We start from the raw sequence: 15982 nt of genomic DNA, 5'->3' as shown, positions 1-15982 counted from the left end.
TTGGGACGGGACGAGCGCCCGTTCAGGCGCCGATCTGATCGTCCTGCGGTTCGGTCTCGTCGAGTTTCAGACCAAGCGCATCATGGGCGGCAACTATGAGCCGCGCTTCGACCATCTTGGCGAAGTCAAACGCTATGTCCTGCCCAAGATCGCTCAGGAGATCGCTTTGCACGCAGCGGAAGATCAACTGACTGCACGCGAAGTCGCTAGTCGCGGCTATCGCGCTGATCCCGGTGGCAGGCTTCTTCACCACCGGTACGAGCGCGCAGATCCCCGCAGGTTCGGCGGTATCGGCCTTCCTCGACGAAGACGTTCCCGTAGCCGGTGCGCCCGTCGATGCGGCGCCGATTGTCGCGGCCCAGCCGGCTCCGGCGGTGGTTCCGGCCGTCGCCACTCAGGCGGCACCAGCGCCCACCACCACCGCGATGCAGCGCTGACGCGCGCAAGTGTTCAACAGTGAAGTGAAGATATTTATGATCAAGAAGATCCTGGTCGCAGCGGCCGTTCTTGCCGCAACGCCTGCCGCCATTCCGGTCGCTGCAGCCTGGGCTGCCGGGACAGCAGCGGTGCCGGTCTATCCGTACGTCATCACCGACAAGCCTTATAAAGTCCTGGGTGAGGTTGAAGCCGGCGTTCGCAAGGCGACCGTGTTCAGCAAGTCCCCGTCGCAGGATAAAATCTACGGAGAGCTGTGGGAACGCGCACAGAAACTCGGCGCTGACGCCGTCGTGAATGCCAAATATGGTGATGCCCATGTCACGGCGTTCAGCTGGGGCAAGACCAACGCCACGGGCACTGCGGTCAAGTTCCTGCCGGCTGGCGACGCGCAGCCCGCAACTGCTGCGCCCGCACAATAATGGTGATGCGCGGGCTCTGTCGACATATGTTGGCCGTGTGTGCGGCGTTGTCGTCGGTGGCGTCCGCGCAAACCATGCCCTTGGTCGTCGCGATCGACCAGGCGACTGCGCCAGCGCCTCGCTGGACCGACGGCACCGAGCTGCAGCTCATGGTGATCCGCGAGATCAACAGTCGCGATGTCCACCCGGGCGAGCGCGTAAAGCTACGCGTGAACGCGCCGGTCTCGATCGACGGTGTGGTCGCCATACCTGTAGGCGCCTGGGCCTGGGCGGAGATCGTGGCAGCATCCGGGACCGGTTCTGCTGGCGGCAAGGGACAGATCAGCCTGCGCCTGCCCAACGTGGAAACGCAATGGGGCGTTGTCCCCATCACCGGGCTGGTGGGCGCGGAAGGAAAATCCAACACGGCCGGCGTTGTACTGGGGATCATTGCGTGGGGACCTCTGGGCCTGCTTATGAAGGGTGGCAATGCGAGCTTTAAGGCAGGCGATATCATTCCTGCGCGTATTGACGCTCAAGCAGGCGAGCACAGTGCGCTCCAAGCTGTTCCGGTCCGCCAGTAGTAATTCGCGATGATCGTCAGATAGACCGTCGGAGAGCGCGGCGACTGCTGATCAACTGGACCTCGTATACGCAGTGCTGCTCGATCGCTGAGGATTGGTTAGGCCCTCACGGTGGGCACATCTCAAACCGCTTCGCCTCTTGTCGCACGGTCTGACCTACGCGCTGAACATTCAGCCGAGTTGCGTCTCGGCTGTGCGTAGCGCAGCTACGGAGTGTAGTGCGGGTCCTGCGGCAGGTTTCTGGGAGCGTAGCGAGTGGCTTCGCGACGTACATCCACGGACCGGTGAATGAAAGCGTCAACCTCAATTTTCCGTGGCTCCGATCGCGGGAGATAGTATCCGCGCTTATCGCTCTTGGTTGGCCAACGTCGCCATTTCAGATTTTTCGGCAGCCATTCGAGCAGTGGCCAGAAGCCTTTCATCGAATTGTGGATCGGGGCCGTTGCATCGGGCGCAACATATTGATGCCGGCCACCCGGTAGAGGTTTTCCTTCACCGAGATGCGCGATCATGTCCGGCAGGGTTTGCAGACCATGTGCACCTGCCTCCGCGACCATCCAGAGCAACGGGAATTTTGCTGGCTGGCTTTCCGCTTCGGGATGCCCACCGCCGACGTCGGAATGGTCGCCGGCAAACCAGACGGTTTGCTGATCCTGTTTCCCCTGCGGCTCGGCAAAAGGATCAGGCTGAAAGTCCTGATCTGGAGCCCACGAATAGAGCCGAAACATGCGTCGCTTTTCATCGATTGCGGCGGCATGACGGAACACGACGACGGCAGGATTCTGCTTGGTGTATGGCAGAAATTCCATTGTCGGGATCCACAGGCGATCGGGGCGTGGAACGAGAACCGAGGCGACCGTGTCCCATACGCCAACAAACGCAATCGGGACGCGTCGCCCTTCAATGATGCGACGGAAATTCCACGCGATCGGCAGGCTGTTCTGGCTGCTGGCCCGCTTATAGGCGGTGAGCGCATACGGCGCGAGATTGAGCTGTTCGGGGCGAAGCAATCCCAACAGATAAATCATCCCGGCCAGCGCGCGTGCCGTGTAAGCGCCGCGGCTGAAGCCGAACAGATAGATGCGGTCGCCTTCGCGATATTGTTCGCACAAGAAGCAATAGGCCTTGAGGATATTATCATCGAGGCCCCAGCCTGTCGCCAAACCCAAAATGGCGTTGAACTTCTGCTTGATCCGCCCCCAGCTGCTGACCAAGCCGACGGTTCCGACGCCCGGATGATAGAAGACGAGCTGCTCATCATCCTTCACGGCCATGCGGTATAGTTTGAGAACGTTGGTGAGGTCGCCTTCGACCTGGTTGCTTGTGCCGTCGAGCAATACCACAAGGTTTCTTGCCATCATCAACCCTCAATCCGCGATTTGGAGATAACGGGCTCGCACGGGCATGGCCGATGACAGCTCGATGAGGATATTGTCGCAACCGCCGACTTTGCCATCATTGTCGGCGCCTATTTTGGCGGGGTTGACCTTGCAGGCTCCGTCGTCCCGATCGGTTCGAAATAATGTACCACGGCGTTCAAACTCAGCGACGACTTCATGATCGGGAAGGCCCGTACCGCTATAGAGGTACGGGCCGGATGAAATGACATAAGTGCTCGCCTTGACCGCATCCAGGAATGCCGTGCGCGACGACGTCTTGCTGCCATGATGACCAGCGACGAGCACGTCGGCGCGTAGGTCGCTCGCGCAGCACGAGAGAAGGTTCGCCTCGATAGAGCCGGCATCGGGGGCTGAGGCTGGGTCGTTGCGTTGCCCGGCTTCGGCATCGCCCATGAGGAGAACACGCTTGCCCCCCAAATCGAGCCGAACCACCAAACTGTTCTCGTTGGGATCTTCATGCAGCGCCGTGTCGAGATAGAGGAAGCGCATGCTGGCATTGGTGCCCAATGGCACCGATTTTAGCTCGAGCGCCGATCCAAGCCGGACCGACACTTTTTTCGGCTCCGACTGACAATTGGCGAACGAGAATTCATGTTCGCGATCGCTGCCAATCCCGTTGTGATAAGCCACGCCGGTTTCCTTCGAGACCCGGTCGAGAAAGTCGCGATAGCCGCAGCTGTCATAAAGACGGCCGCTGTCCCAGACATTTCGGATTGCGTAGGCCGCGAAGATATCCGGCATCAGATAGAGGTGATCTTTGTGCGCATGGCTGAGGATCAGATGGTCGATCGTCGTGAGATCGGGGCGGATTTTGCGGAGATAATTTACGACCCGGTTATGGGCTCCGCGCCGGGTGTCGTCCTGCGTGCCAGCGTCATAGAGTAAGGTGAAGCCAGGGCCTTCGACAAAGAGCGCGAGGCCGGTGCCGACGTCGATTGAGTGCACGCGATAGATGCCGGCTGGGCCGACAACCGGCACGGTCCAGGCTTTGCTGACATAGCCGGTTCTACCGTCGTCGAGCTGCACCCGATACCAGAGGGGTACGTCGCCGCTAACAGGCAGAGTTTCGCCCGGAACGAGCGCTTCGATTGCGGGTGTATCGGTGCTTGGGCCGCTGCGAACCACGACGTTTCGCACGACACGCTCGTCGGGCTGGACCTGTTCCTGAGCGTGCAGTGGCGAAACAGCAATGCTGAGGCCAAGCACTAAAAGAAGCCAGCGGAGCATTCGCATATCCCTTCCTCAATGGATGAAAGCGAATACCACTGAAACCATGCCTCGTCCGTGACAGTCGGAGAGGAGATTCTGAGAAGATTAATCGATAGGATTGCCTTTTTGAAGTGAGCTTGCATCCGAAATCGCCATTCCGGTGGCATCCTTTTCAAATCAATTTGTCTCGGTTTTGGCTGTAATGATTTTGATATTATTGATAAACGAGGCTGTCAGGGGCGGGCTGGCGGCTCTCCTTGGTGGGGACGAGATCACCACCCGGCCGAGATTTTAGGGCAGGGGGATGCCAGGTCGCGCTCGCCTTTGCAGGTGAGGCCCCTCGCGTCCTTCCCGGCCGCCAGTAGTGTGGCGCTGATACGAAGGGCTCCATCACCAAGCTCAGTGTCAACGTGCACTAATGCAAGTTATATTCGGCAGACCGCGACGGATCGTGTTTGCATTTTGTTGAGCCGCAATATTGCCGCGATGGGCGCCGTGTAATTTAACATAAGATCCAATATCGAACCGCACGAGCCGTCTCGCGCCCATGGCCTGCGTGCGGCTATGCAGCTATGATCGTACCGGGCATTGTGACCCTCTGCTCAGGAGTCAGTTAGCAATGGCTAATCCATTAGCGCGGTTCACAGCGCCATCCCAAGCCGGGGCGGCATTTCGCGCCGAACGGTCGGGCGGCCTCGCAATGATCACGCCGCTGACGCCAAACGCCAGCGCATGGCTTCACACCCACCTTGCGGATTCTGCGCAGTGGGTCGGTGACGCGGTCGCTGTCGAGATGCGCTATTTCGCACCGCTTGCCGATGCGATTATCGCCGCCGGTTTCCTCTTTGAACGCGACGCTTTCCCGAATTGATGTCGGACGCATTCGGCCGCGATCGCGGCGAAGAGAAATGATCGTGGAGGGCGATATCGATCAGGCGGGAAAATATGGCCCCGTTGCGGTCGGTCGCTCAGAAATGTGGTCATGATCGACGACCGTGAGATATGGGCGTGCGCCTTGCAGATCATCCGCGTCCATGGCGGGGACGCCTGGTTTCATGCCAGCCAACGGGCCGATGCGCTGTTCGACGAGGGTAACCATCAAGGCGGCCAGGTGTGGTCGCGCATTTTGGCCTGCTCACCACCCTTGAAGAGCGAGGCGAGGCTAGCCTTCAATAAGAAAACCCCATTTCCAGCGCGCTTCGTTCGATTGGAAACCGCTTCCCGCCGCGCGCGTTGGCTAGGAGCGCCGATCACGGCGTGGGAGAGATGCCATGAAGAAACTGTTCGGCGCGACCGCCATAATGATCCTGCTGGCGGGGACACCCGCCATGGCGCAGACGGCGGCTGCCACCAAGTCCACGTCGAGGGTGACGACCGCTAACGGCAAGGTCACCAGCGCTACATCGACCACACAGAAAGCGGCCTGCCGAAACGACAAGGGCCAGTTTATCAAATGCGCACAAGTGACCAACACCAGCACGATGGCCAAGGTTTCGAAGGATGCAAACGGCAAGTGCCGTTACTCGACCGGTCCAAAGAAGGGCCAGTTTACCAAATGCCCTTGAACTGGATTGGCCGGGAATGATTTCGTCAGTCCCGGCCGCCAGCGACCCACGACAGCGACAGCGTTCGTCTCTTTGATCGAACGCGATCTTGCCCGCATCGCCTGTCGATCCGGATCCAACAGTACGATTGAAGTGCTTCTCGGCTCCCGACGCAGGGCTGTGTGCAAGCGCGACTTTCCTGAGCCATCGCCAAGCGATACGTTTTGCCGATGACAGCCATCCCTGACCGCCGAAACGTGCTCGCCGTAGCGATCCTTGATCATATTCTCGACGTGCACGCGAATGAACAGGGTGGCATGCTGCCTGTCGCTATCGATCCCGACATAATCCGGCAATCGCTGGTCGTAGCGCTGGCGTCCGTGATGGAAGCCGATTCGGCAGTGCGCACGGTCGCTGACATGCGAGCAGCGCGTGACAAGGCGGGACGCGAATTGTTGCTCCAGCTACAGGCCGCACGACGGCACTACGAGCAGACCGGTTATCGGGCTTGGGATATCAAATATATCAAACCCGACTGAGCGGGCACAGCCAGCCCGTCAGGCATATGGAGAGCATCGATTGAACGGTGAATGGACCGATCCTGCGGAACGTGAGGCACGGCTCGCCTCGACGATTCAGTTGATGGACGAGGCGCTGACAGAACTCGATCTCATTGGGCTTGGATTTGCGGCAGCTCATTTGTCGATGGCACTCGAACTGGCGCGAGGAGAAGCCGACAGGCCATCAAAATAGCCAATGATCGCCGCGATCTGAGCGCGGCCTTGTGCGGTGAGTTCGACATATACGCGTCGCCTGTCGCTGGGATCGTCACGACGACTGATCAACCCACGGTCCTGCATGATCTTCAGCCAGCGCAGAGCCGTGGTGGGCGCCACCGAGGATAGACCCGCGCTCGATACTTTAACGGCATGCTCGCCCGCCTCGGCGCGGTACAAATCGAGTAAGATGTCCCACGCCGGATCAGAAAACAGCTCCGCCCCAAGCAGCTCGTCACGGTAGCGGCGCATTGCGAAAAACTGGTGGGCAAGTTCATAGCGCGGCGTCACTGACCTTCTCCCTCCGATGGGGGGAGTGGCCGTAAAACTAACGACGCTCGCGCCGTGTCTGTATGGCTGGTGCTCGCCCGCTGCCAACGTGCGAGCGCACACCAAATATGATGCTGACGATCATAAGATAGGCCCAGAAAACCTGGCTGTTGGAGAGTGCCGCTCCGGTGGTCGTATGGCCCAGCAGCTTCACAATGTGGATCGCCAGCACGGGTACGAGAAATGACGTGGTCCATATGGGCCAAAACCGATCGCTCTTTAGCGCGAGGATGGCGAACGCGGCAAAGGCTACGAGGTCGACAAGCGCGATGGCCGGCTCGGCCGAGTTCCACTTGGGATAGAGCGAGCCGACCGCAATAGGCGTCAGAAACGATCCCATCGCCATGATAACCGCGCCCGCAATCTCGGGCACTCCGCCGCGCCAAATGGCATAAGCCAAAGTCGCCAGCACCGCGAATGAATAGGCATATTGAAGGAGGATGATCGGCACGTTTCGACCCGAACACGCTGGCGCGGACGGGTCAAGACGTGCCGTTCAAATCCTTCAGGCGGCCGCGCTGGCCGGCGCGTTCAGCGGCACGATGTCTGCGGTGACGGCATTGGTGTCGCTTGCATGTTCCTTTCCAATCACGCCGCCAAGAGCGACGGTACGCAGTCCGATCCGGTCTTTGGTTTCCGCAAGCGCCTGATGGGTTGCGATCACCGCGCCGCGCGCTGAGATCAGGTTGTTCCAGAACGTCGTAGCGTGAACGAGCGCCTGATGCCCTTCCTCGGCCGCCACGCGGCCATCGATGCGCGCCTGCGGCAAGGCTCCCATCAATTCGGCGGTGCGGCTCAAAGCCTCGTCGGTCGCAATTTCCGCTGCCATGAGGCGATCGACCACGGTCTGGGCGGCTTGGGCACGGTCACGGATCAGATTGCGCAAGAACATTTGATACTACTCCCCTGTTTGCGCCGACAGCATCGGCGCACCACGTTCATCACAATGTGAGAAGCCGGTGCGGCTAGAGCAGATGGTTGAGGGCCGTCAGGCCGCCAAGGCAGGCTCCGAAGGCCACCAGCTCGACAACGCCGAGGACCAGCACCCAGGCCATACGCTCCATTCCGCTCAGTTCATTCTCCGGTTCCTCCCGCGTCGCAAACGGCAGGGGCACACGCCTTATTCGGTGTTGTGGGCCAGCCCGGTAAACGGCCTGGGTTTCGCTCATTTCACTCACCCGAATGTCCAGCTGTGACCGCTGTCGCTCTGACCGCTCCAAAATGGCGGGTTCGAGCGGTCCGGCAAGCGGCCCCGATGGGCCTAGTAAATTATACGGGGGTTCAGATGGCATCGATCTCGGGGGACTGTCCTCCGACTGGACCAGACGCCGCGCGGCATCGAAGCGGCCCGATGCCCCAAGCACCAGCACGGCCCGGTCGAGATGCCAGTCTACCGTGCGCGGCGACAGCCCCAGCTCACGCGCAATCTCTTTGGAGGTCATCGGTCGGGCCGCAAGCCGAAGGCATTCCTTCTGGCGATCGGTGAGGTTGTCAGCTCCGGTCTGGTCCATAATGGAGATGTGCCACGAAACAGCGATGTGTCGAGGCCCGATTATGGTTTTCGATATTGTGTTGATCGCGCGCGCGCGTCGGATTGGGGTTAGCTTGCAAGCCGGGCCACTTCGCTTGTGAGCTCCGCGACAATGCCCACCTCGTCACTGCCGCATTGATCAGCGACATCCTTTCTGACCGCGGGCAGCGCTTAGGATTTGCGGCGAAACGACCAAACAAGGCCTGACAGGCTAGTGATAATGGTAGCGATGGCCAGAAGAACGGAGGGATCGAGCGTGTCCATAGAGCGACTCCTTATGGGGTTCGCTTTACCTAACCTGACAAGTGTAGGACAGAACATATAGGGAACGATCACGCGGCTTCGGACTGTGCCGTTTCCAGCTTTTGAAACTGCTGCAGAATATGCGGATGGTGCGTAGCGAGGTGGCGTACCACGCGGGCGTTAGCCAATAATCGGCTCACCAATCCAATTGCCAGCACCAGATCGAGATTGTCGGCACCATAACGCGCCTCAATCTTGTGGAAGTCTCGATCGAGATCCTCCGATTCGCGCTGCATCAGAGCAATTTGTTCGTCAGTAAGCCCGCGCGGGCGTCGTTTGCGTGTCGTAACCAGCTGATCGTCGGGCGTCGCTGCGACCAAAGATTTGGCGTACGAAACCGAATATTTGTTCATCGCGATCATGAGCTGGGCGGCCGCCACCTGACGTACCGGCTTCATGAAGCGAAGCTCAGTGAAGCTGTTCAGTGGCACGTGCTTGTCCGCCAATAGCGCAGCCACCTCCGGACAGATTCCGACGAGCAGGTTCCGTTTTGCGCGGATATTGGCAATGTTGACGTTGAGCGCCCGTGCCAACCGGTCTTCTGATGCTCCTTTGCGCACGGCGTTCAGGATCATGCGGTGTTCCTGAATGCTCGCAATCCGGTTCGTGCGGCGATTATATGTGAAGGCCTCGTCGTCGATCGCGACCAAACAGACCATTTCCGTCGCACCGCGCTCGCGCGTGATCGCGACACGCAGGTGGCCATCGAGCAGGTGGAAGCGACCATGATCGACGGTGTCGCGGATCACCACGGGCGGTTCAATAATTCCAACTTCGTCGATCGAGGCGGCGATCTGCTGATACTTCACCGATTGTCGGACCCGTTCTGAAACTTCACGTAGCGGTTGTATCGCGTTCAGCGGAATCCGCAGGCTGGCCTCTTCGAACCCAAGCTTCACGCGCGGCTGTGTCATGATGCGCTGCCCTGCAGCTCGAAACGTCTGGCAAGATTGTCGGGAATGTCATCAAGTCCTACCTCCTCGAGGATGGCGACGAAGCTGGCGTCAGCGCGCAGCCGGCGAAGCGCCTCGACAACAAGAATGAGGCGATCATTGGCGTTGTTGGCCCGACGGATCATGTCGCGCTTACGCGCCGTATCCTCCTGATAAGCCTTGACGAGATCGGCTGACGAAACGCGCTCATGATTCCGCGTAATCCGAGACTCCAAACCTTTCCCGCGACGTCGCCGTGTCTCAATGAGCTTTTTGGCCGCCAACAATCGTTTTCCGCGCAGCTCGCCGCGTTCATATGCGTCTTAGAGAGCCCGCTGAACGCCATGATCATCGGCTTCGGCGATCTCTACCGCGACGCTCAATGGAATGACCCGCGATTCCACGGATCGCAGCAATCGCTGCTCTCCGCGCTCGAGCAGGTTCGAGACGCCCATCACATAGTCGATCGACAGGCCAGTCTTGCGCGCGATATCGGAAAAGTCGTGACCGCGCTGCCGCATACCACCAATGTCTTGCAGCAGATCGATCGCATTATGCTGTCGACGTGCACAATTCTCGACCAGGCTGGCGATGAGGCAATCTTCGGGATCGGCAGACACGACGAGGGCGGGGACCTCGTCCTGCCCCAGCGCGCAATAGGCATCTAATCGTCCTTGTCCGCAAACCAGATCATAAAAGGGGCCGTCCGCTTCGGCGCGCCGGGTTACGGTGATGGGACGTTTCAGCCCAATCTGAGCGATGTTGTCGACGATCTCTCTGAAGACCTTCTTATTGCGCGCGCGCGGGTTGACCACGCTGATGCGGTTGATGGGGATCCACTCGACCCGTTGGGCAGGACGAGCGCTTATGCCGCTATTTTCCATCGCGTGTTCCGGGCAGCCATCTGGAAGAAGGGCGCTAGCGTGTCGATCCGATAGGCGTCGAGCGACAGGCCATTACACTCTGCCAAGCGCAGCATGGCTTCGCGCATGTCAAAGCGAGGAAGCAGATAGTAGTCGAGGACAGCGGTGTTTTCGGGACCCATGCGGACGACCAGCGTGACGTCGGGACAAAGGGCGCTGTCTAACCGAACTTTCCACCTGAGTGTGCCTGCCGCTGTTGGGAGGCAGCGCGAAATTGTAACGGACGCCCGAAACTCTTGATTGATATGGAGGATATCTGTCGCGGGATCGTGCGTAACCGTCCCTCCGGCATCGCGAAGACCCTCAACGATCGTTGTCAGCTGGTCCGGATGCAGCGCCCGCAGGCGTCGATTGATTTCCAGATATCGATAGTCGTGGCTGGGAGCGAAGCCGACCAAGGCATAGGCTCGCAATAGGCTGCCAAAACGAGAGCGATAAGAACCACTGGAAGGGCCGTCTTCTTCGTCGATAATCAGACCCGAGAGGCGACCGGCAGTACTGAAGATCGCGCGGAGCCGTTCGAGCATGGCATCATCACTGAGACGGTCCGAGCGCGCCGCGATAATTTTCTGCGATTCGGTAAAAAGTTCGAGTGGAACGATCGCCTGAAACGCATCGTCGGCGCGGATCCATTCGCCTGGCGTGTTGGTGGTGTGGCGTTGTTTAAGCTTGAAAGAGGTGCGCGCCCACACATTGTGGCCGCGATATTTTTCATTGATGAGGAGCTGATGGATCGTCCCGCGGGTCCACGCTCGCCCAAGATCGGTTACTATCCCGCGTTTGTTGAGGTCGTCTGCAATTTGCGGCTCGCCCTCACCAGCGACGAATCGACGATATACCTCGAGAACGATCGCGATCTCGTCAGATGGTCCGGGCGTCAGAACTACCCGATCCGTCGCAATGCTTTTGTGCTCTCCGCGTGACAGCTCAGCTTTGGGTAGCCCCTCCTGATCGACAAGTAGACGTCGCAGGCCAAACCCGGGCGGCCCGCCTTGCCGATATCCCAACCTGATCAAATGAGCTTGGCCTGCGAAGACCTTGACCGAAAGCTCTCGGCTATATTCGCCAGCCATGGCTCGTTTGACGGTTTTGATGATCGACGAACCGATCGTTCCGTCATTTTCGAACTGCTCGGCGCAGTAGTGGACGGCGACTCCGGCGCGTCGGCAGCGTAGTTCGTAAGACGCGGCCTCATCAGGATCTTGGAAACGCCCAAAGCGACTGACGTCATAAACGATGACAGCTTCGAAGTCGGCATGACCGGTCTCGATATCGCTGATTAGGCGTTGAAGCGCGGCCCTTCCGCCGATGTTTAGGCCACTTTTTCCTTCGTCCGCGTAGGTTGCTTTGATCGCGAAACCACGGGCTTCGGCATAGCTGCGGATCGCTGCTGACTGGTTCTCGGTCGAATATTGCTGATGGTCGGTCGACATGCGGACATATTCCGCGGCGCGCCGTGGCACGCTGTTTTGAACCGATTTATCGTCGCTCCAACGGATCACCATCGCTGACACCCAGATCTGGTTATTAGATGGAGCTTTAGCGCGGAAGGACTGGCAGCATGCTTCCGAAAACCGGCAGTAAGCTTCCAAAGTCAGAAAAGTTGCTCACCGATGGGCAGTTGAGTGAGTTGGTCGGGCGAGCTCTACGCGCTGAACTGGGCACGAGCGGGCACGCAGCAAAGATCGTCATGCGATGGACAGGGGTGAGCGATCGCTGCGCCCGCGCTTGGATACACGGAGAGACGCCGCCGAGAGGCGCAAATTTGATCGAGTTGGCGCGAAACTCCAACGAGGTTGCAATGCTCGTACTCATGTTGATCAACCGGAACGACGTCATTCTTGCGGCAGATATTCACGCAGCCGAGGTTGCGCTCGCGCGCGCAGCTGGCGCGTTGGCGCGCTTTCGTCTCGAAAACGCTCGTCGCCGCGATCATTTCTGAGCTGGCCATCGTCGGCGATCCGTTATCGGAACAGATCTCCAATCACCGATCTATGGGCCCGCAAGTCTGGATGCACCTCTGACCAGCGACTGGGAAGATACCCCGGGATATCGAACATAATGCTGCGACCAGTGCTGTAGCCTTGAAAGTCGGGCCGGCTCGCTTTGCGTGCTCCCTCGAGCGCGTAGCGAAGCGCGTCGATTACATGATTGTTTTTGTCGGATAGCTTGTTGAGGATTTCGCCCGTGTGTCGGTCGGACGCCCAGCTGTAGAGAACGAGTTCGTCGATGAGATGCCGGCATCTGGGGTGGACGACGATATCGAAACTCTTGAGGAAAGCGATGCCGTCTTCGACTGACCCCGGCCCTTTGATCGCGGGGCTTATATTGAAGCCGCGCTTGCGCATGAAGTCGATTGTCTCGGGCCGAGCGCTGTCAGCTGTAATCTGGTAACTTGCGGCGCCGGTGATCCCTGGGTGTAGAAAGCCATTCTGCCAACGCGCTGGCCGCAGGTGATCGAAGCCGGCGAACAAGGCGGGGGTCTCGTCTATGGCACAGCCGACCTTGTAAGCCTCGTCATCGACGAAGAGATGATCGCCCTTCTGATCGGCGATGATATCGCTATTGTAAGGTTCACCCGCCCAACGGCCGATGAAACAGCGCACCAACACTGTCGGATCTTTTGCAAAACCCCAGTCGGCGCCGAAACGATGCAGAGCGTCGTCCGGCTCGTCGAATGCATGGACTTTCCAGCGGTGAAAGACGCGCGCTTCGCTGCGCTCGACATATTGACCTTCCCAGACATGCATGTGCTTTTCAGGATCGCGCTGCCGGTCGAACTCCATCTCGCGGTGCAGCACTATGGGGAACCATGGGTTGTCCGACCATTTAACGATCTGCACGATCGAACCTGGCGGCTGGATCGTGCCGCCCCGGAACATCATATCGACCGGATCGTGTCGGTAGCGCGGATTATAGCTCCACCATATCTCGGACCGCTCCCGGCGGATCGTCGGCACTAGTGCCTCGATCGAGGCTTGCGCGACTGCAGCGGCTTCCTCGACCCAGACCAGCGTGAAGCCTTCGAGTGACTTGATCGCGCTGTCCTTGCCGTTGAGACCCATGAACACAAAGCGCGAGCCGTTTTGGCCGCGTATCTCCTTGTCGGTAACGGTGAAGAAGCCTGAGCCACGCGCACCCAGTTGCATGCGGTCGATCACATCTTCGATCAGGCGCTTGGAGCTGTCTCGGATCGAGTTCTGATACTCGCGCGTGCACAGAATTCGCTCGGGATTGCGAATGGCGCGTTCGACGAGCTTGTGCGCGATCGTCCACGACTTACCACCACCGCGTCCGCCGAGCAGCACCCTATGGCGCACGGGCAGTCGATCAGGGGCAAGCGGCACATCGAGCCACTGCGCCCAAGCCGGCAGATTGACCGTGATCATTTGTCTGTCTCCCACAGATCGGAAGGCGGCAGATCGATATTGGTCCCCTCGGCAGCCTGATATGTGATCGCGATCTCGGCGGCATGCTGCTCGAGAAACTTCGGTGCATGCTTTTCGATGAGACTGAACATCATAACCAACTCACGCGGCGAACCAGTCGTCATCATCTGGACGAAGCGCTCGATCATGATCTCGCCCGCCCTCATCGACACGATCTCGCCACCGCGTTTGATCTGGCGTCGCCGGTTAAAGGCCTTTTCCAGCATCTCCGGCAGTGAGATCGACTGGCGCTTTTTGCGTCCGCGTGCTGCCTGATTGCCGGCCTTGAACTGATGTTCGCGCGGAGGTTTGCCGCGGCCGACTTCATAATCGTCGCTCATCGGCCGCCCCCCGTCGGTTCCCGGCGCCGAACGATTTGTCCTGTCCAGGCATTCACCGGTTCGATGCCCGTCACATCGCAGAAACGGCGGAGCGACACGTCTGCATAATGCGGATCGAGTTCCATCGCAGCGGCAATGCGGCCGGTGCGCTCGGCCGCGATCATTGTCGTGCCTGAGCCTGAGAAAACATCGAGCACCAGCCCGCCGCGGTGCGAGCAGTCGAGCATGGCATCTGCGACCAGCGCGACCGGCTTCACCGTCGGATGCATCGCCAGCTTGGCGGCCCGCCCGCGTTGAAAACTGTTCATGCCGGGCATGGCCCAAACATTGGTGCGGTTCCGGCCGTGTTTGCCGAGCGCGACATTGTTGATGTGCGGCGCCGTACCCGATTTGAAGACCGCAATCAGCTCGTGCTGCGAACGGTAGAGCGAACCCATTCCGCCTTGGCTTTTGACCCAGCAGCATATGTTCTTTAGCTCGGAATATATCGACCCCGCCGACAGCATTGCGCTGAGCCCGCGCCAGTCCATGCAGGAATAGTGGATGGCACCATCGATGCTGGCATCGATAAGGCGCTCGAAAGTTGTTCGCAGGAAAGCCTCGAATTCGGTATCGCTCATCTCGCCCGAGCCCATCACGAATTCGCTATGGCGAACCTTACCCTTGCCGGACACGTGGCCATCGATCGGCACGTTGTAGGGCGAGTCGATGAAAACCATCTGAGCGCGCTCCTCACCGAGCAGAACGCGGTAGCTGAGCGGGTCGAGCGCATTGCCGACAAGCAGGCGATGCTTACCGAGCAGCCACAGGTCGCCCGGTCGCGACACGGTTTCCACAGCGCCCGGATCTACTGGCGCGTCGGCCGGATCCGCGTCTGATTTTGGTTTGTGACGCTCCTCGATCAAAACATCGATCCGGGCCAGCTCGAAGCCGGTGTCGGTAATCTCGAACGGCTCGTCAGTGGCAGATAACTCCTCGAGTTCCTCCGCCAGCAGGGCTTCGTCCCAGGTCGACAGTTCGGCGATCCGATTGTCTGCGAGCATGAAGGCGCGCGCCTGCGCAGGGCTCAGGTGATTGAGCGTCACAGTCGGAATCTCACCAAGCTTCAATTCGATCGCAGCGCGGACCCGGCCATGACCGGCAAGAATCTCACCCTGTTCGTTGATCACGACAGGGGCGTTGAAACCGAACGAGCGGATGGAAGACTTCAGCCGATCGATCTGTTTTGTGCTGTGTCGACGTGCGTTGCGGCCATGCTCCGACAGCATCTGTGGCTGGCGGTAAATGATCTGAAGCGGTGTCATCGGCGGTCGCCCTCGGTGAAAGAGGGCATCCATTTATTACAACAAAAATGGCTGCGAAAGGCTGAATTGCGGTTGGGCAATTTGTCGGTGATACGCCGTGTAAACGAAACGATTTGGGTCGCGAGATCGGCCATGGATTGCACTCCCTGCGGACAAGGGAGTCCATTTATATTGCCGGAATTTTCAAGGAACACCCTGAACGGTTGAGCAGCTGAAGCTAGTCAAAAATTGAAATCTGGCAGCGGTTTATGCGTAAAAGCGCTGGCCGGCTTCTGCTCTTCTGATGCGAACCGGAATACCCGACTGCGGTCGGACGATGCCCGTTGAGACAAATGATTTTCCCGTTTCGCTCAGTACGGGAACGCGCGATCAAGAGCCCCGGTTTTCTGCTCTTTGTGGTAGGCGAAACTCTTCATTCGACCCCGGAGAAGGCAGCGTTTCGCGTTATTTTCACGTTCTAACGGGAAACTACCTGCGGAGACGGGTTTGCGAAGGACTGATAGCTGCACCACCCTGTCCTTAGTGACATCTGGATTTCGGG

21 protein-coding genes are annotated in these 15982 nt (G+C 59.2%); 7 read left to right on the top strand and 14 right to left on the bottom strand.

The genetic code is table 11. The annotated features are described in order from the left end of the window. Positions 1-22 precede the first annotated feature (22 nt). Complete coding sequence (locus tag FYJ91_RS20685) at positions 23-172, bottom strand: hypothetical protein (RefSeq protein WP_181008508.1); 150 nt, start codon at positions 170-172, stop codon at positions 23-25. A gap of 61 nt (positions 173-233) precedes the next feature. On the opposite strand from FYJ91_RS20685, the gene FYJ91_RS13380 reads away from it, so the two are divergent. The 3 genes from FYJ91_RS13380 to FYJ91_RS13370 all read left to right on the top strand — a co-directional run bounded on the left by FYJ91_RS13380 (position 234) and on the right by FYJ91_RS13370 (position 1420). Continuing rightward, complete coding sequence (locus FYJ91_RS13380; protein ID WP_149522772.1) at positions 234-437, top strand: hypothetical protein; 204 nt, start codon at positions 234-236, stop codon at positions 435-437. Positions 438-473: 36 nt separating this feature from the next. Continuing rightward, complete coding sequence (locus tag FYJ91_RS13375) at positions 474-857, top strand: heavy metal-binding domain-containing protein (protein WP_149522771.1); 384 nt, start codon at positions 474-476, stop codon at positions 855-857. 74 nt (positions 858-931) lie between these two features. After that, entirely contained in the window at positions 932-1420 is a 489-nt protein-coding gene (locus FYJ91_RS13370; protein WP_149522770.1) for a hypothetical protein, read from the top strand. 206 nt (positions 1421-1626) lie between these two features. Here FYJ91_RS13370 and FYJ91_RS13365 read toward each other — a convergent pair whose 3' ends face one another. Both FYJ91_RS13365 and FYJ91_RS13360 read right to left on the bottom strand, forming a co-directional pair. Continuing rightward, a complete protein-coding gene (locus FYJ91_RS13365) occupies positions 1627-2781 on the bottom strand; it encodes a DUF2235 domain-containing protein (protein WP_219822601.1) in 1155 nt (384 codons plus the stop codon). 6 nt (positions 2782-2787) lie between these two features. Beyond that, the gene (locus FYJ91_RS13360; RefSeq protein ID WP_181008507.1) at positions 2788-4047 is read right to left on the bottom strand and encodes an MBL fold metallo-hydrolase; all 1260 of its coding nucleotides are present in this window, start codon (positions 4045-4047) and stop codon (positions 2788-2790) included. 682 nt (positions 4048-4729) lie between these two features. On the opposite strand from FYJ91_RS13360, the gene FYJ91_RS20680 reads away from it, so the two are divergent. The 3 genes from FYJ91_RS20680 to FYJ91_RS13350 all read left to right on the top strand — a co-directional run bounded on the left by FYJ91_RS20680 (position 4730) and on the right by FYJ91_RS13350 (position 6112). Then, positions 4730-4900, top strand: a complete 171-nt coding sequence (locus tag FYJ91_RS20680; protein WP_181008506.1) for a hypothetical protein — start codon at positions 4730-4732, stop codon at positions 4898-4900. 400 nt (positions 4901-5300) lie between these two features. Next, the gene (locus FYJ91_RS13355; protein ID WP_149522768.1) at positions 5301-5594 is read left to right on the top strand and encodes a hypothetical protein; all 294 of its coding nucleotides are present in this window, start codon (positions 5301-5303) and stop codon (positions 5592-5594) included. Between the two features lie 209 nt (positions 5595-5803). Continuing rightward, positions 5804-6112 (top strand): hypothetical protein, encoded by a 309-nt coding sequence (locus FYJ91_RS13350; protein WP_181008505.1) that lies wholly within the window; start codon positions 5804-5806, stop codon positions 6110-6112. 156 nt (positions 6113-6268) lie between these two features. Here the strand turns inward: FYJ91_RS13350 and FYJ91_RS13345 are convergent, their stop codons facing one another. From FYJ91_RS13345 to FYJ91_RS13315, 8 genes are all read right to left on the bottom strand, one after another. Further along, complete coding sequence (locus FYJ91_RS13345; RefSeq protein ID WP_149522766.1) at positions 6269-6640, bottom strand: MarR family transcriptional regulator; 372 nt, start codon at positions 6638-6640, stop codon at positions 6269-6271. A gap of 37 nt (positions 6641-6677) precedes the next feature. Then, positions 6678-7130 (bottom strand): hypothetical protein, encoded by a 453-nt coding sequence (locus FYJ91_RS13340; RefSeq protein ID WP_149522765.1) that lies wholly within the window; start codon positions 7128-7130, stop codon positions 6678-6680. Between the two features lie 54 nt (positions 7131-7184). Continuing rightward, positions 7185-7565: a hypothetical protein gene (locus FYJ91_RS13335; protein ID WP_149522764.1), complete on the bottom strand. Its 381-nt coding sequence runs from the start codon at positions 7563-7565 to the stop codon at positions 7185-7187. 79 nt (positions 7566-7644) lie between these two features. Then, entirely contained in the window at positions 7645-8190 is a 546-nt protein-coding gene (locus FYJ91_RS13330) for a helix-turn-helix domain-containing protein (RefSeq protein WP_149522763.1), read from the bottom strand. 352 nt (positions 8191-8542) lie between these two features. Next, positions 8543-9427: a plasmid partitioning protein RepB C-terminal domain-containing protein gene (locus FYJ91_RS13325; RefSeq protein WP_149522762.1), complete on the bottom strand. Its 885-nt coding sequence runs from the start codon at positions 9425-9427 to the stop codon at positions 8543-8545. Then, positions 9424-9729 (bottom strand): hypothetical protein, encoded by a 306-nt coding sequence (locus FYJ91_RS20940; RefSeq protein ID WP_246152622.1) that lies wholly within the window; start codon positions 9727-9729, stop codon positions 9424-9426. Before FYJ91_RS20940 ends, FYJ91_RS13325 begins: the two co-directional genes overlap by 4 nt. A 39-nt stretch (positions 9730-9768) precedes the next feature. Next, positions 9769-10329: a plasmid partitioning protein RepB C-terminal domain-containing protein gene (locus tag FYJ91_RS20935; RefSeq protein WP_246152621.1), complete on the bottom strand. Its 561-nt coding sequence runs from the start codon at positions 10327-10329 to the stop codon at positions 9769-9771. Next, complete coding sequence (locus FYJ91_RS13315; protein ID WP_219822600.1) at positions 10311-11873, bottom strand: recombinase family protein; 1563 nt, start codon at positions 11871-11873, stop codon at positions 10311-10313. The genes FYJ91_RS20935 and FYJ91_RS13315 overlap by 19 nt, the downstream gene beginning before the upstream one ends. A gap of 56 nt (positions 11874-11929) precedes the next feature. On the opposite strand from FYJ91_RS13315, the gene FYJ91_RS13310 reads away from it, so the two are divergent. Continuing rightward, complete coding sequence (locus FYJ91_RS13310; protein ID WP_149522761.1) at positions 11930-12310, top strand: hypothetical protein; 381 nt, start codon at positions 11930-11932, stop codon at positions 12308-12310. A 22-nt stretch (positions 12311-12332) separates the two neighbouring features. Here the strand turns inward: FYJ91_RS13310 and FYJ91_RS13305 are convergent, their stop codons facing one another. Genes FYJ91_RS13305 through FYJ91_RS13295 form a run of 3 tightly spaced genes read right to left on the bottom strand, consistent with a single transcriptional unit; the run spans position 12333 to position 15441 of the window. Continuing rightward, on the bottom strand, positions 12333-13757 hold the full coding sequence (locus tag FYJ91_RS13305) for a PBSX family phage terminase large subunit (RefSeq protein ID WP_149522760.1): 1425 nt from the start codon (positions 13755-13757) through the stop codon (positions 12333-12335). Beyond that, positions 13754-14137: a DUF5681 domain-containing protein gene (locus FYJ91_RS13300; RefSeq protein WP_149522759.1), complete on the bottom strand. Its 384-nt coding sequence runs from the start codon at positions 14135-14137 to the stop codon at positions 13754-13756. Before FYJ91_RS13300 ends, FYJ91_RS13305 begins: the two co-directional genes overlap by 4 nt. Continuing rightward, positions 14134-15441: a site-specific DNA-methyltransferase gene (locus FYJ91_RS13295; protein WP_181008504.1), complete on the bottom strand. Its 1308-nt coding sequence runs from the start codon at positions 15439-15441 to the stop codon at positions 14134-14136. The genes FYJ91_RS13300 and FYJ91_RS13295 overlap by 4 nt, the downstream gene beginning before the upstream one ends. Positions 15442-15982 lie beyond the last annotated feature (541 nt).

It is taken from the genome of Sphingomonas montanisoli, from assembly GCF_008274695.1.
Lineage (GTDB): Bacteria > Pseudomonadota > Alphaproteobacteria > Sphingomonadales > Sphingomonadaceae > Rhizorhabdus > Rhizorhabdus montanisoli.
The sequence above is the reverse complement of the archived record's forward strand: the minus strand, read 5'-3'. Positions and strand labels throughout refer to the sequence as shown.